The following is a 14920-nucleotide window of genomic DNA, read 5'->3' as shown; positions in this document are numbered from 1 at the left end:
CCATGAAGACAGGGATGTTCGCGCTTGCATCAGGGTTGCTTGCTCTGGTTTTTCTACCGGCACTGCCCGCAACGGGCTGGCTGATCGCCATGCTGGTGCTGGCGTTGATGGCGTTGCCATTTCGCACGTACCCGCTGGCGTTTTTTCTGATGGGGTTGAGTTGGGCGTGTTTCAGCGCGCAGTGGGCCTTGAATGATCGGCTGTCGCTGAAGCTGGATGGGCAGACGCGTTGGGTCGAGGGCTGGGTGGCCGGGTTACCGCAACAGACCGACGATGGCGTGCGCTTCGACCTGATCGACGGGCGGTCGCGTAAAGCCCGATTACCCCAGCGCATCCGCGTGTCCTGGCGCGGAGGTCCGCCCGTGCGCAGCGGTGAACGCTGGCGCCTGGCAATCAGCCTCAAACGACCGTCCGGATTACTGAATTTTCACGGCTTTGACCGCGAAGCCTGGCTGCTGGCCCAGCGCATCGGTGCAACCGGCTCGGTAAAGGACGGTGAGCGCCTGGCCCCGGCGCGCAATGCGTGGCGCGATGGCCTGCGTCAACGGCTGCTGGCCGTGGATGCCCAAGGCCGCGAGGCGGGCCTGGCCGCTTTGGTGCTGGGGGATGGCTCCGGTCTGTCCGCTACGGATTGGCAGATTCTGCAGGACACCGGCACCGTACATCTGCTGGTGATTTCCGGGCAGCACATCGGCCTGTTGGCGGGGTTGATCTATGGCCTGGTTGCCGGGTTGGCCCGTTACGGAGTTTGGCCGCGAGGTTGGCCATGGCTGCCTTGGGCGTGCGGCCTGGCCTTTGCCGCTGCACTCAGTTACGGCTTGCTGGCCGGGTTCGGTGTGCCGGTGCAGCGCGCGTGCGTGATGGTGGGGTTGGTGCTGCTCTGGCGTTTGCGCTTTCGCCATCTGGGCGTGTGGTGGCCGTTGCTGCTGGCCTTCAATGGGGTGCTGATCCTGGAACCCCTGGCCAGTCTGCAGGCGGGTTTCTGGCTATCATTTGCGGCAGTGGCGGTGCTGATCCTGGCGTTCAGCGGCCGCTTAGGACCGTGGAGCCCTTGGCAGGTGTGGACCCGTCCGCAATGCGTGATCGCCATCGGGCTGTTTCCGGTGTTGTTGGGGCTGGGGTTGCCCATCAGTATGAGTGCGCCGCTGGCCAATCTGGTGGCGGTGCCGTGGATCAGCCTGGTGGTGCTGCCACTGGCGCTGCTGGGCACCGCGCTGTTGGCGGTGCCCTTCGTGGGGGAGGGTTTGTTGTGGCTGGCGGGTGGCGCGTTGCAGGGGTTATTCGTCGGCTTGGGCTGGCTCGCCGGGTACGCGCCCGCTTGGGTACCGGCGCAGGTGCCCTTGGCTGCCTGGCTGATCAGCCTGCTCGGCGCGGTGTTGCTGTTATTGCCCAAAGGCGTGCCGTTGCGCCTGCTGGGTTGGCCGATGTTGCTGCTGGCGGTGTTCCCTCCTCGAGAATCGGTGCCCTATGGGCAGGTCGAGGTGCTGCAGTTGGACGTCGGTCAAGGGCAATCGCTGATTCTGCGCACACGCAATCACACCCTGGTTTACGATGCTGGCCCACGCTCGGGAGCGCTCGACCTCGGCGCGCGCGTGGTGCTGCCGTCGTTGAAAAAACTCGGCGTGGGCAGCTTGGACCTGCTATTGCTCAGCCATGCCGATGCCGATCACGCGGGGGGCGCGGCCGCAGTGGCCCGAGGCATGCCGATCAGGCGCGTGGTAGGCGGCGAAACCGAGGGCTTGCCGGCGTTTTTGGGCACCCAGCCTTGTGTCAGTGGCGAGCAGTGGCAATGGGACGGGGTCATGTTTGAAATGTGGCAGTGGCCTGATGCTATCAGTGGCAACGCCAAATCCTGTGTCTTGCAGGTGCAAGCCAACGGTGAGCGTCTGCTGCTGACCGGCGATATCGATCGCGACGCTGAACGGGCGCTGCTCAAGTCGTCGCTGGCGGTGCCCACCGACTGGCTGCAAGCGCCGCATCATGGCAGTCGAAGTTCGTCCTCCAGGCCTTTCCTGCAACGGCTGGCGCCCCGGTCTGTGCTTATTTCACGCGGGCGCGGCAACGCCTTCGGTCATCCCCATCCGCAGGTCATGGAGCGCTATCGGGCACTCGGCAGTCGGGTCTATGACAGCGCCGAACAAGGCGCCGTACGCGTGCAATTAGGGGCCTTTGCCGAACCGGTCGTTGCCCGTGGTCAACGGCGTTTCTGGCGCGAACGGTTACCCTGACGGTGTAAGCGCGAAGGTCGTCGGCGGTGCCACGCTCGACGAACCCCGCTGCGGAACCTATATGGTAAAGTGGCGCACTTTTTCGAGGGGACATTCACTGTGTGGGAATTGGTCAAATCCGGCGGCTGGATGATGTTGCCGATCATCTTGAGTTCCATCGCCGCGCTCGGCATCGTTGCCGAACGCCTGTGGACCTTGCGTGCTAGTCGTGTCACCCCTGAGCATCTGCTGGGGCAGGTCTGGTCCTGGATCAAGAACAAACAACTGGACAAGGAAAAGCTCAAGGCCCTGCGCGCCGATTCGCCGCTGGGTGAGATTCTGGCCGCGGGCCTGGCCAACTCCAAGCACGGTCGCGAGATCATGAAGGAGTGCATCGAAGAGGCCGCCGCGCGGGTGATCCACGAACTGGAGCGCTACATCAACGCCCTCGGCACCATCGCCGCCATGGCGCCGCTGCTCGGTTTGCTGGGTACGGTGCTGGGCATGATCGATATTTTCAGTTCGTTCATGGGCACCGGCATGAGCGCTAACGCGGCCGTGCTGGCCGGCGGTATTTCCAAGGCGCTGATTACCACGGCGGCGGGCTTGATGGTGGGGATTCCATCGGTGTTCTTCCACCGGTTCCTGCAACGGCGCGTCGATGAGCTGGTGGTCGGCATGGAGCAGGAAGCCATCAAGCTGGTCGAGGTGGTGCAGGGGGATCGCGACGTGGATCTGGTTGGGGACAAAGCGTGAAATTTCGCCGCAAGCAACGGGAAAATGTCGATATCAACCTCGCGTCACTGATCGACGTGGTCTTTATCCTGCTGCTGTTTTTTGTCGTCACCACCACCTTCACCCGGCAGACCGAGCTGCGTGTCGACTTGCCGGAAGCGGTGAGCGGTTCGCCGGCCGAAGATCAGGAGGTCAAGCAACTGGATATCGCCATCAGCGCCGAGGGCGTGTTTTCGGTGAATAACCAGGTGCTGGAGAAAAACGATCTCAACAGTCTGATGGACGCTTTGCAGAAGGAGTCCGGTGGCGATACCAAGATGCCGCTATCCATCAGCGCCGATGGCAAGACCCAGCACCAGGCCGTCATCACCGCAATGGACGCCGCCGGCAAACTTGGCTTCAGCCATTTGCGCATGAGCACCGTCGAGGCGGCGAGCCAACCCTGATGGCCATGTCCGATCGATTGCTTAAAGGCTGGTACGAAGGTCATCCGGCGCTGCTGTTGTTGCGGCCGCTGGAGGCGATGTATCGCCGGGTGGTTGAGCGCAAGCGCGCGCGATTCCTGGCGGGAGAGGGCCAGATCTATCGAGCGCCGGTGCCGGTGGTGGTGGTCGGCAATATCACCGTGGGGGGCACCGGCAAGACGCCATTGATCCTGTGGCTGATCGAGCACTGCCGACGTAGCGGCCTGCGCGTGGGCGTGGTTAGCCGAGGCTATGGCGCCAAGCCGCCGCACTTGCCGTGGCGGGTCGAGGCCGGCCATAGCGCCGAGACGGCGGGTGACGAACCCTTGCTGATCGTGCAGCGCTGCGGTGTGCCCTTGATGATCGATCCGGACCGCAGTCGTGCGGTCGAGGCATTACTGGCCAGCGAACCGTTGGACCTGATCCTCTCCGACGACGGCTTGCAGCACTACCGTCTGGCCCGTGACCTGGAGCTGGTGCTGATCGATGCCGCCCGTGGCTTGGGCAACCGCCGTTGCCTGCCTGCCGGGCCTTTGCGCGAACCGTTGGAGCGACTGCAGAGTGTCGATGCGTTGCTGTACAACGGTGCCCCCCGTGACCGCGACGACGGGTTTGCCTTCAGTCTGCAACCCACCGCTCTGGTTAACCTAGAGACCGGTGAGCGCCGGCCGGTGGATCATTTTGCCAAGGGCCAAGCGGTGCATGCGGTCGCCGGCATCGGTAACCCGCAACGTTTCTTCAATACCCTTGAAACGCTACACTGGCGGCCGATACCCCATGCTTTTGCCGACCATGCACCGTACAGCGCCGAGGTCTTGAATTTTACCCCGTCATTGCCGCTGGTCATGACCGAGAAAGACGCGGTGAAGTGCCGCGCCTTTGCCCAGCCCGACTGGTGGTACCTTGCGGTGGATGCGCTGCCGTCGCCGGCGTTCGTCGCCTGGTTCGATGCGCAACTCTTACGCCTGTTGCCCACCCGTCACTTGCCTTAAACGCTGCCTACCAGGACATATTCATGGACACCAAACTGCTCGATATCCTCGCTTGCCCGATCTGCAAAGGCCCGCTCAAGCTCAGTGCCGACAAAACCGAGCTGATCAGCAAAGGCGCCGGTCTGGCGTATCCGATTCGTGATGGCATCCCGGTGATGCTGGAGAGCGAAGCCCGCACCCTGACCACCGAAGAGCGTCTGGATAAATGACCACCGCCTTTACCGTTGTTATCCCCTCGCGTTATGCATCGACCCGTCTGCCCGGCAAACCGCTGCAGTTGATCGGCAGCAAGCCGATGATCCAGCTGGTATGGGAACAGGCTTGTAAAAGCAGCGCCGAGCGGGTGGTGGTCGCCACCGACGACCCGCGCATCATCGACGTTTGCAAAGGCTTTGGCGCTGAAGCAGTGCTGACGCGTGAAGATCACAATTCCGGTACGGATCGCCTTGCCGAAGTGGCCACGCAACTGGGTCTGGCGCCAGACGCTATCGTGGTCAATGTGCAAGGCGACGAGCCGCTGATCCCGCCCAGTGTGATCGATCAGGTCGCCGCCAACCTGGCTGCCCATGGTGAAGCGCGCATGGCGACCCTGGCCGAGCCGATTGAAGATATCGAAACCCTGTTCAACCCTAACGTGGTCAAGGTGGTCAGCGATATCAATGGCCTTGCCCTGACTTTCAGCCGTTCCACCTTGCCGTGGGCGCGCGATGCGTTTGCCAAGCGCCCCGACGCGTTGCCCGAAGGTGTGCCTTATCGCCGCCATATCGGTATCTATGCCTACCGCGCCGGGTTCCTGCATGACTTTGTCAACTGGGGCCCGTGCTGGTTGGAAAACACCGAATCCCTAGAGCAACTGCGGGCTTTGTGGCATGGCGTGCGCATTCATGTGGGCGACGCCCTGGAAGCACCGCCGGCCGGTGTCGATACCCAGGAAGACCTTGAGCGCGTCCGTCGTTTGCTGGGGGCTTGATGGAAGTTTTGTTCGTCTGCCTGGGCAATATCTGCCGTTCGCCGACTGCCGAGGGGGTTCTGCGCCATAAATTGCGTGAGGCGGGCCTGGCGGGTCAAATTGAGGTCGCATCGGCCGGTACCGGCGACTGGCATGTCGGCAACCCGCCCGACCAGCGCAGCCAGCGGGCGGCGCTGGTGCGCGGTTATGACTTGTCGGCCCAGCGCGCCCAGCAGTTCTCGCGCGCCGATTTTGCTCGTTACGACCTGATCCTGGCCATGGACCATAGCAACCTGCGCAACCTCAAGGCGCTCCAACCCACTCAGGGCAAGGCGGAACTTGACCTGTTTTTGCGCCGTTACGAAGGGGAAGTGGACGAAGTGCCAGACCCGTATTATGAGGGCGAACAAGGCTTCGAACGGGTCCTGGACCTGATCGAGCGGGCCTGCGATTTATTGGTGGTTGAATTGAAGGGGCGGTTATGACTCTGCATGTGCGCCCGCAAGCGTCGCTCAAGCCATTCAACAGCTTTGGCATCGATGTGCGTGCTCAGCTGTTTGCCGAAGCCCACAGCGATGACGATGTGCGCGAAGCGCTGGCCTTTGCTGCGACGCGGTCGCTGCCACTGTTAGTGATTGGCGGCGGTAGCAACTTGCTGCTGACCCAGGATATTCCAGCGCTGGTGCTGCGCATGGCTACCCAAGGCATCCGGATATTGCAGGATGACGGCATGCAGGTAGTGGTCGAAGCCGAGGCAGGGGAGGCTTGGCATCCCTTTGTGCTGTGGACCCTCGCGCAGGGCTTATGTGGGTTGGAAAACCTCAGCCTGATCCCAGGCACCGTCGGCGCGGCCCCCATGCAAAACATCGGCGCCTATGGCGTAGAGATCAAGGACGTGTTTGCAGGCCTGACCGCTCTGGATCGCCACACTGGGGAATTGCGCGACTTTAGCCTGGAAGACTGCGGCTTCGCCTATCGCGACAGTGTGTTTAAGCATGAGACCGGTCGTTGGCTGATCTTGCGTGTGCGCTTTGCCCTCAGCCGTGCCAATCACCTCAAGCTTGATTACGGCCCGGTACAGCAACGATTGGCCGGGCAGGGCATTACCGAGGCCACGCCGAGTGATGTGAGCCGGGCAATTTGCAGTATCCGCCAGGAAAAACTGCCGGACCCGGCCGTGCTGGGCAACGCCGGCAGCTTCTTCAAAAACCCGCTGGTATCCAAGGCGTTGGCCGAAGAGCTCAAGGCGCTGTATCCGGATCTGGTGGCCTATCCCCAGGCCGACGGGCAGATGAAACTCGCCGCCGGCTGGCTGATCGACAAGGCCGGGTGGAAGGGCTTCCGGGAGGGCGACGCAGGCGTGCACGCGCTGCAAGCGTTGGTTCTGGTCAATTATGGCGGCGCCTCAGGACACGACATCGCCCACCTGGCCCAGCGCATCCAGCGCGATATTGCCGAGCGCTTCAAGGTTGAGCTGGAAATGGAACCCAACCAGTATTGATCCCGCGAAAATAAAAATGCCCCGCATCTTTCGATGCGGGGCATTTTTTATACCGCAGTGAATCAGTCGTCACGGCTCATGATGCCGAAGATCTGCAACAGGCTGATGAACAGGTTGTAGATCGATACATACAGGCTCACGGTCGCCATGATGTAGTTGCGCTCACCGCCGTGGATGATGGCGCTGGTCTGGAACAGGATGCACACCGAGGAAAACAGCACGAAACCGGCGCTGATCGCTAGTTGCAGGCCACTGATCTGGAAGAACATGCCCGCAACCACAGCCGCCAGCAACACGAAGAAACCTGCGGTGATGAAGCCGCCCAGGAAGCTCATGTCTTTACGGGTGACCAGCACATAAGCCGACAGACCACCAAACACCAGCGCGGTCATGGCAAACGCCGAACTGACCACTTCTGCGCCGCCAGCCATTCCAAGGTAGCGGTTAAGAATCGGGCCGAGGATAAAACCCATGAAACCGGTCAAGGCAAACGCCGACACCAGGCCCCAGGCCGAATCGCGCAGCTTGTTGGTGAGGAAGAACAGACCGTAGAAACCGATCAGCACCACAAAGATATTCGGGTAGCCGACACGCATCTGCTGCGCCACGAACGCCATCACGCCACTGAAGGCGAGGGTGAGGGCGAGCAGGCCATAGGTGTTGCGCAACACGCGGCTGACTTCAAGCTGCTCAGCCTGGGCGTTGCCATTCACTGCGTAATTCTGTTCGCGCATGGCGACACTCCTTGGGTTTTGAAACGTTCAGTCGCAAAGATCATAACAGACGCTCTGTAACAAGCGATGGCGAGAGTTTGACAGTGTGTTTCATTCGGGTATTATGGCGCCCGCTGAGACGGGATGGGCTATTATTCTCCTGTGTCGCACAAGGGAAATTGGCAGAGTGGTTGAATGCACCGGTCTTGAAAACCGGCGGACGTTAATAGCGTCTCCAGGGTTCGAATCCCTGGTTTCCCGCCAAGATTCAAACGAAAGCCCCGCAATTGCGGGGCTTTTGTGTTTCTGGGGTTTGGCAAAACTCTCAGCGTAGGGATGGATCGTTTCCAGATCATTTCAGCTGGTTTCCTACGGTCCCCACCAGATTTGTGAGCGAGGTGTGTAATGCGTAGCGCCACTCGATCAACCCTGCGGGTTTGGTCGCCTCTTTAAGTGCAGCCATTTTTGCACTGTGTATTCCTTCCAGGAATGCGCCACATAAAACTAATGAATTTTTATTATTGCGGTGTCTGGCTTAGCTTGGTGTCAGGACATGGAGACCCGCATTGAAATCATCCCCTCTCGACTCAGTTGAAAAATTTGATACCGCCCGAGCCAATGAGTACGGTCGACAGAGCCGTATTGCGTTAGCGGGATATGACGCCTGCCAAGACTTGGCTGCGTGCATGCTGGCGGCAAGCCTGGGTAATACAAGTTCGGCAAAAATCCTGGTCGCTGGCGCTGGCGGTACGGCGCAGGAGATTATTGCGATGGCTAAGCTTGAACCGAGTTGGCGCTTTACGGCCGTTGACCCTTCCGAGCCGATGCTGGAGGCAGCAAAGCAGCAGTTAAACGCAAACAACTTGCTTGAAAGAACGATCATGTATCTTGGGCAAGTTGAAGACCTGGCAGCAGATGGGTCATACGACGCAGCGACTTTGATCGGTGTACTCCATCATCTGAATGGAGATGAAACCAAGCGAAAAATTTTACGATCCATTCGGGCTCATCTAAAACCGGGTGCGCCGCTGATTGTCGCGGGGAATCAATACGCTTACGCCAGCCAGCCGTTACTGCTTGCGGCCTGGGGGCAGCGGTGGCGGCAGCATGGGGCCAGCGCGGATGAAGTGAAGGTCAAGCTTGGGAAAATCCTTCAAGGCGCTGATCCTCCACATTCCGAGGCGGCGGTTCAAAAACTCTTGTATGACGCCGGATTTGGAGACGCTACCCGTTTCTTCAGCAGCCTTTTCTGGGGGGCGTGGTTGACGTGCAAAGTGGTCTGAACATAGCCGCGAATGGCTGCTTCTGGTCGATTCTGTTGAAAACGGTCAACCATCCCCAGCCGATCCAAGTGCACGACGTCTTCGTCGCCCTGCAATTTCAATGCAGATGCCACCGGCTGTGAGGGTTTTTGCCGGGTCTTTGCCAAGATGTGGCTGGTCGGTATTTCGCGCCCACCCGCAGCATTCTCCCACAGCGACCGCGACGAGACACAGCCATGATGTCGCGTGTCGCCGACACCTCGGCGTCGTCACGCCTCCACCCACTGAGCCTGCTTATCGCGACCGCGATATTTAGGGCTAGAAACCGGAACCCTTGAAGGACTTTAACAAGAGCGGCATTGCGCCTGGTGCCTGTTGATTGGCCGAACTATTGCTAGCGTCGCCGTACTCATCCGTCAGCGACGCTTTTTCCGCTCAATGGCGCTGCCGATGAAATGGCAGTGGCGGTTCGCACGGACATTACTGCGCGATCAACAAAAAAGCTGAACCACCGACAGCAGGCAAATCATCTGTGCAAACATTTGAGCACGAATAGGATGTTTCATTGCCCTGACCCTCACGGTAAGGTTCCGGTTAAACAAGTCGTTGCCCGTATTCAGTATAGGTCGTGTAATGAATTGTCCACGGGTGCAGCACGTTCCCGTTACGACAACTGTAGACCTGCGCTGCACTTTTCGTCATTTTTCCGATCTATCTGTGTCCGACCCATGCCGACTTCCTGCGTGGGCAGAGTCGTCAAATCGGGTGCCAATGGATCGCAGGTCAACGGTTTCAATCTTTAATCGAATGCGCCGGCTGTCGCTACCAGCGATGGCTTGTATCGTGCTGGCGGCCTCCGGTTGCACCCAGCAGCAGGGCCGTGATATCGCCAAGCAGTTCAGCAATGGCAAGCCCGATGAATTCTTTCAGACCAGCGTCGACCGTATGGCCACCCTGGGTATGCGTGACAATCTGCAAAGCCTGTATTTACTGATGAGCAAGCTGTATTTGCGTAACCCCAACCAGTGGCGGCAGTCGGGTTACCCGGATGCGGTGAGCGCGCAGCGGGAGATTCGCCAGGCCATTGAGCAACGTCGGCCGCTGGCGGCCTTGGGCGAACGTCGGGACCTGGCGGCGTTGAGTTATTCGTTGAGCCCAGAGTTCAAGGGCGACCGCGTCGGTGCGTTTATCTATGCCATCGGCAGTATGATCGTGACCGCCCATGGCGGGCGTACCGAGTTCTACTTGACCGATTCGATCAACCCGCAGTTCGTCAGCAACGCGGCGCGCAATATCGAGAAAGCCACCTGGCTGCTCAGCCAGCGCCAGGATGCGAACGGTGTGCTACTGCTGTTTTCCAACGAAATATCGGAGGAGGGCAGCAACCTCAGTTTTGCGGTCGAGTTCGGCAAAATAGTGGCGCGCTTGGACCTGCTCACGCAAATGCTCGATGAGCGCTATCGGCGCATCGGCCTGAATTATGCGCAAAGTCTGCTGCTGATGAATTTTCTACCGGTGCAGTGATCGCCGTTTTCGTCCCGGCGGGTGCGTTGCTTCCCTTTCCTCCGTAGGAAACAGCCTATCTTGCATGGCGGTGCTTGAAACACTTCTGCCTCGGCAATAGCCTCGGACTTTTCTGAAAAAACGAGGCCCTACCTTGGGTAAGCGAAAAACGGTCTGGCCTACTGATCGCGAAATACGCCTGCGCTTTATGCTCTTCGCTGTGATCAATGCCGCAACGGTCCAGGATGTCGGCGCTGAAGTGCTGTTGCCGGCGCATAAGTTACTGAGTGAGTCGCCTAACGAAACGCAATTGCTGGCAGCCCTTGGGGAAATACTGGCGACCGAGGAAATGGAGGGCTTCAGGTTTACTCCAGGTTCCGAGGCCGATGAATTGATGCAGACGCTGCAAATACCCATCCCCTGAAACGCTCATACCACAGGCCGCAAGACGGCCTGGCGCGTCTTCAACCGAGAGCTATCATGACAGTTCGTCGACCGGTGTTTAAGCATTGGACGACTTAGCCGATGCAGTGATGACAACCCTCAGTGGACGCCAACATGTTTAATCGACGCTTGAAGAAGGACCTTCTGGACCAGGACGACGAACTCTTCCTGCTCCGTCAACTCGTCGCTCAATGTGATCGAGGCATGATCTCGATACGCTTGGATGCCGACTTTCGCATCACGGTCGTGAATGAGGCGTTCGCGCGGGCCTTGGGCTATTCCCGTGAGCAAGTGGAGGGACGCCTGTTGAATGAAATTGTCCCGGCTTACGTCAAGGACCTGCCGTGCTTTCGAAATTTCAATGCGGCGGTCGCGCGCTGCGAGCCGGTCAACGATGATTATCGCTACCTGCGTAACGATGGCAGCCTGGCCTGGTTCCACCTGACCTGGCTCCCCATTAAAGGGCGTGATGGCCAGCTTTCATCTGTACAGGCATACGGCGCAGAAGTCACTCGCGCCATCGAAATCGGCAAGGAAAACGAAGCGTTTATCAACGCGTTGTTGCGCTCGACGGCGGTCATCCAGTTCAAGCTGGATGGCACCGTAGTCACCGCCAATAAACAATTTCTCGACGCCATGGGTTATACGCTCGACCAGATCGTGGGCAAGAAACACAGCATGTTCTGCACCGCGCAGGAAGCGGCGTCGCCGGCGTACAGCCATTTCTGGCAGACGCTCAACCGCGGGGAATACGTGGCCAGCCGTTTCAAACGCTTGGACAGTCGTGGCCATGAAGTGTGGCTCGAAGCGACCTACAACCCTGTGCACGATGCCGAAGGTAACCTGTGCAAAGTGGTCAAGTTTGCCAGTGTGGTAACCGACCAGGTCTTGAGGGAGTCAGAGGTCAAGGAAGCTGCCGGGGTGGCCTATGAAGTGTCACAGCAAACCGATGTGACCGCCGAGCGCGGCGCGGCGGTGGTGCAAAATACCGTGCAGACCATGCAGAACATCGCCACGCAAATGCAGTCGGCCACCGGCAGCATTGAGGCGCTGGGCAAGCAATCGTTGTTGATCAGTGCGATTGTGCAGACCATCGGTGGTATCGCCGCGCAAACCAACCTGTTGGCGCTCAATGCGGCCATTGAGGCCGCGCGGGCGGGTGAACAGGGCAGAGGATTCGCAGTGGTCGCCGATGAGGTCCGGCAGCTGGCCAGTCGTACCAGTGCCGCGACGGAGGAGATTGTCAGCGTGGTTCAACAGAACCAGAGGCTGGCCGATGAAGCCATCGCCGAAATGTTCAGCAGCCGCGAACAGGCCGAGCAAGGCCTGACATTGGCCAACCAGGCCGGTGCGGTCATCACCGAAATCCAAGGCGGCGCCAAGCAAGTGGTCAGTGCAGTAGGGCGCTTTGCCAACGAGCTGCAATAGCGCCTGACGCGCTCGATCAGGCAACTAACGGGCTAAGTGCGTTCAGTCATCCAGGCTGAACGTCAGCCAGTGGGCGTTATCTGTTTGCCGATTGATCTCCACGATCACCCCCTTTATTTCCCGCCCCTGGGGCAATGTCACCGTGACATGGTTGGCGTGCCCCGGCCATTGCAGCGGACCATCCGCCTCCAGGCGCACGATGGTCGGCGTGCCATTTTCCGACAGGCGAATATTGACCGATGGGTTCGGGCATTCCTCCGGCTCGGCGCCGAGGTGGCGTGAGGCCAGGAGTACATGGGCGGTACCTTCGTGTGTCAGCGACATAGTGGTTTCCTTTTGAATGCGCGCGGTGAGTTGAGCAGTGGACCTCACGCAGGTGCTGGAGGTTTCGTCGGGTTGCGACGTGCTGTTCTGCCTTCATTCGGTTCTGATGCTGTCGTGGGAAAGTTCGATGTGCTAATCGGGCGTGACTTGTCGCCCACCGTTGCCTTCCCAACACTGCCCGCGTGCTGGGCCAAGCCTTGCACGCCTCCGAATTTCAAGGATTTGCCCTCATGCTGTTGCGTCAACCTCCGTTTCTGTTTGCTGCCTTTGCCCTGACCTCTCTGGCGCATGCCGAAGAACTGCAATTGGCGCCGGTGGAAGTCACCAGCAGCGAGGCCAGTGCTGGCGAAGTGGCACAGGTGCAATTGCGCAGCGTGCCTGGCGCCACTAACTACATCGACATGAACAGCGTGCAGCAGGGGCGGGTCAGTTCCAACGAGGACGTGTTCAAGTACCAGGCTGGGGTGTACGCCAAGGCGGCTAATAACGAAGGGGTGAAACTGTCCATTCGCGGCTCGGGCCTCAATCGCGGCCCAGGCGCCCACGCCTCCGGCTTGTACGAAATGTTCGACGGCCTGCCATTGACTGGTCCCGGCGGCACGCCCTACGAACTCAAAGACCCGCTATGGCAAAGCCGGGTCGAGGTGTTGCGTGGCGCCAACGGTTTTGACCAAGGCGCGCTGGCGCTGGGTGGGGCGGTCAATTACGTGACCCGCACCGGCTACGACGCGCCCAAGCTGCAACTGCGCTATGAGATGGGCAGCCGTGGCTACGGGCAGCGTGAGATCAGTTCGGGCCAGGTGCTGGGGGATGCCGATTACTACATCAGCCTTACCGATTCCGAGTCCGACGGCTATCAACACCAAAGCGCCGCCACCGGCAAAGGGGTTGCCGCCAACTTCGGCTATCGCTTCAACCCGAATCTGGAGACGCGTTTTTACCTGCGCTACCGCGAAACCACCAACGACACTCCCGGCAAACTCACCCGTGACCAGATCAGCCATGATCCACGCGCAGCCAATCGCCTCAATGCCGCCCGCGATTCCAAGCGCCTGCAACCCGGTTCCACCTGGCTGGCCAACAAGACCACCTTGCAGTTGGATGACAACAGTCGGGTCGAGGTAGGCCTGGCCTACCACGATTACCCCATGGACCTGCGCGAAGGCACCAATCGCCTGAAAGTCGCCTACACCGATATCAGCGGCACCCTCAATTACATCCGCCAGGACACGCTGTTCGGCCACGACAGCAAGACCACCGTGGGGCTGCGCACCACTCAGGCAATGCCCAACAATGGCACGTCGGAATATGTACGCACTCCTGCGGGTAATACCGCGTCCTACGCTCCCGGCACTAAAACCCGCGACTACAGCTACCTGGGTTCCGACACCGTGCTGCATGTGGGCAACGACCTGGAGCTGGTTCCGGACCTGTGGCTGACCACTGGCCTTGCGGCGATCTACACCCGCCGCGAAACCGAAGTGACCTACCCGGCCACGGGCACGCCGGTCAGCCAGCACGATTGGGACTACGCGCCGCGCATCGGCCTGCGCTATGACTTCACCGCGCAATTGCAGGTGTACGGCAACCTGAGCCGCTCGGTGGAGCCGCCGCACGCCTGGTCGATGATCTGGGGTTCCAACCGCTATTTCCCTAAAGACAGCGGCCCGGCCACTGGCTTGCAGCGTGAAGGCGTGAAGTTGAAAAACCAGACCGCCACTACCCTGGAAATCGGCGGGCGGGGCGAGCAGTGGTTTGGTCAGTGGGACTTGGCGCTGTATCGCTCCGAGGTGCGCCACGAACTGCTCAGCGTCGAGACCCAGGCACAAACAGCCACGTCCAATGCCGTGATCGCCGAATCCAATGCCAGCCCCACCGTGCATCAGGGCGTAGAACTGAGCCTGCTCAGTCCGCTGTGGGAGGGCGGCCGCAACGGTCAGCTCGCCCTGCGCCAGGCCTACACCTTCAGTGACTTTCATTACCGCGACGACGAGCGCTTTGGCGACAACACCTTGCCGGGCATCCCCAAGCATTACTACCAGGCGCAACTGCGCTACAGCCACCCGACGGGGTTCTACACCAGCCTCAACACTGAGCATTCGTCGCGAGTGGCGGTGGATTACGCCAATTCCTACTACGCCGCGTCCTACACCACACTGGGCGTCACCCTTGGTTACGACGCCCCCAAACAAGACTGGCAAGCCTGGGTCGACCTGCGCAATCTGACCAACCGGCGTTACGCCAACACCGTGACGCCCGGTTACGACGACAAAGGCTTGGATGCCGCGCGTTCAACCCCGGCGGACGGTCGTGGCATTTACACCGGCGTGTCATGGAGCTGGCGTTAAGCCGGGTGTCAGCCCTTGCTCCCATAGCGTTTTACTGGCATTGTTCGCGC

The 14920-nt window shown here is 60.0% G+C and carries 15 protein-coding genes and 1 tRNA gene; 14 read left to right on the top strand and 2 right to left on the bottom strand.

The genetic code is table 11. From position 1 onward, the window contains the following. Window positions 1-2: 2 nt before the first annotated feature. From HRH33_RS16485 to murB, 8 genes are all read left to right on the top strand, one after another. Window positions 3-2228, top strand: a complete 2226-nt coding sequence (locus tag HRH33_RS16485; RefSeq protein WP_167417854.1) for a DNA internalization-related competence protein ComEC/Rec2 — start codon at window positions 3-5, stop codon at window positions 2226-2228. 99 nt (window positions 2229-2327) lie between these two features. Continuing rightward, on the top strand, window positions 2328-2963 hold the full coding sequence (locus HRH33_RS16480) for a MotA/TolQ/ExbB proton channel family protein (RefSeq protein ID WP_034098613.1): 636 nt from the start codon (window positions 2328-2330) through the stop codon (window positions 2961-2963). After that, complete coding sequence (locus tag HRH33_RS16475; protein ID WP_034098611.1) at window positions 2960-3388, top strand: ExbD/TolR family protein; 429 nt, start codon at window positions 2960-2962, stop codon at window positions 3386-3388. The genes HRH33_RS16480 and HRH33_RS16475 overlap by 4 nt, the downstream gene beginning before the upstream one ends. After that, window positions 3388-4398 carry a tetraacyldisaccharide 4'-kinase gene (lpxK, locus tag HRH33_RS16470; RefSeq protein ID WP_167417853.1) on the top strand — a complete coding sequence of 337 codons (1011 nt, stop codon included), beginning with the start codon at window positions 3388-3390 and terminating at the stop codon, window positions 4396-4398. The genes HRH33_RS16475 and lpxK overlap by 1 nt, the downstream gene beginning before the upstream one ends. A gap of 23 nt (window positions 4399-4421) precedes the next feature. Further along, window positions 4422-4607, top strand: coding sequence for a Trm112 family protein (locus tag HRH33_RS16465; protein WP_011060103.1), 186 nt, complete (start codon window positions 4422-4424; stop codon window positions 4605-4607). Next, window positions 4604-5368: a 3-deoxy-manno-octulosonate cytidylyltransferase gene (gene kdsB / locus HRH33_RS16460; protein WP_167417852.1), complete on the top strand. Its 765-nt coding sequence runs from the start codon at window positions 4604-4606 to the stop codon at window positions 5366-5368. The genes HRH33_RS16465 and kdsB overlap by 4 nt, the downstream gene beginning before the upstream one ends. Next, window positions 5368-5832, top strand: coding sequence for a low molecular weight protein-tyrosine-phosphatase (locus tag HRH33_RS16455; RefSeq protein WP_167417851.1), 465 nt, complete (start codon window positions 5368-5370; stop codon window positions 5830-5832). Before kdsB ends, HRH33_RS16455 begins: the two co-directional genes overlap by 1 nt. After that, on the top strand, window positions 5829-6848 hold the full coding sequence (gene murB, locus HRH33_RS16450; RefSeq protein WP_167417850.1) for a UDP-N-acetylmuramate dehydrogenase: 1020 nt from the start codon (window positions 5829-5831) through the stop codon (window positions 6846-6848). Before HRH33_RS16455 ends, murB begins: the two co-directional genes overlap by 4 nt. Before the next feature lie 62 nt (window positions 6849-6910). Here murB and HRH33_RS16445 read toward each other — a convergent pair whose 3' ends face one another. Next, window positions 6911-7582 carry a Bax inhibitor-1/YccA family protein gene (locus tag HRH33_RS16445; RefSeq protein ID WP_034098601.1) on the bottom strand — a complete coding sequence of 224 codons (672 nt, stop codon included), beginning with the start codon at window positions 7580-7582 and terminating at the stop codon, window positions 6911-6913. 152 nt (window positions 7583-7734) lie between these two features. Here HRH33_RS16445 and HRH33_RS16440 point away from each other — a divergent pair. The 5 genes from HRH33_RS16440 to HRH33_RS16420 all read left to right on the top strand — a co-directional run bounded on the left by HRH33_RS16440 (window position 7735) and on the right by HRH33_RS16420 (window position 12198). Then, window positions 7735-7825 (top strand) — tRNA-Ser (locus tag HRH33_RS16440). Window positions 7826-8127: 302 nt separating this feature from the next. After that, entirely contained in the window at window positions 8128-8844 is a 717-nt protein-coding gene (locus HRH33_RS16435) for a class I SAM-dependent methyltransferase (protein ID WP_167417849.1), read from the top strand. A 786-nt stretch (window positions 8845-9630) separates the two neighbouring features. After that, a complete protein-coding gene (locus HRH33_RS16430) occupies window positions 9631-10347 on the top strand; it encodes a hypothetical protein (protein WP_243269824.1) in 717 nt (238 codons plus the stop codon). 133 nt (window positions 10348-10480) lie between these two features. Then, complete coding sequence (locus tag HRH33_RS16425) at window positions 10481-10750, top strand: hypothetical protein (protein WP_034114144.1); 270 nt, start codon at window positions 10481-10483, stop codon at window positions 10748-10750. 134 nt (window positions 10751-10884) lie between these two features. Then, window positions 10885-12198 carry a methyl-accepting chemotaxis protein gene (locus HRH33_RS16420; RefSeq protein ID WP_123480054.1) on the top strand — a complete coding sequence of 438 codons (1314 nt, stop codon included), beginning with the start codon at window positions 10885-10887 and terminating at the stop codon, window positions 12196-12198. Between the two features lie 42 nt (window positions 12199-12240). On the opposite strand, the gene HRH33_RS16415 is transcribed toward HRH33_RS16420, so the two are convergent. After that, window positions 12241-12522 (bottom strand): hypothetical protein, encoded by a 282-nt coding sequence (locus tag HRH33_RS16415; RefSeq protein ID WP_034098596.1) that lies wholly within the window; start codon window positions 12520-12522, stop codon window positions 12241-12243. Between the two features lie 230 nt (window positions 12523-12752). Between HRH33_RS16415 and HRH33_RS16410 the strand changes: the two genes are divergently transcribed. Next, window positions 12753-14870 (top strand): TonB-dependent receptor family protein, encoded by a 2118-nt coding sequence (locus HRH33_RS16410; RefSeq protein WP_167417848.1) that lies wholly within the window; start codon window positions 12753-12755, stop codon window positions 14868-14870. The last annotated feature ends 50 nt before the right edge of the window (window positions 14871-14920 follow it).

The organism is Pseudomonas rhodesiae, assembly GCF_013285305.1.
Lineage (GTDB): Bacteria > Pseudomonadota > Gammaproteobacteria > Pseudomonadales > Pseudomonadaceae > Aquipseudomonas > Aquipseudomonas rhodesiae.
Note: the sequence above shows the minus strand (reverse complement) of the source record. Positions and strands in the feature narration are given on the sequence as shown.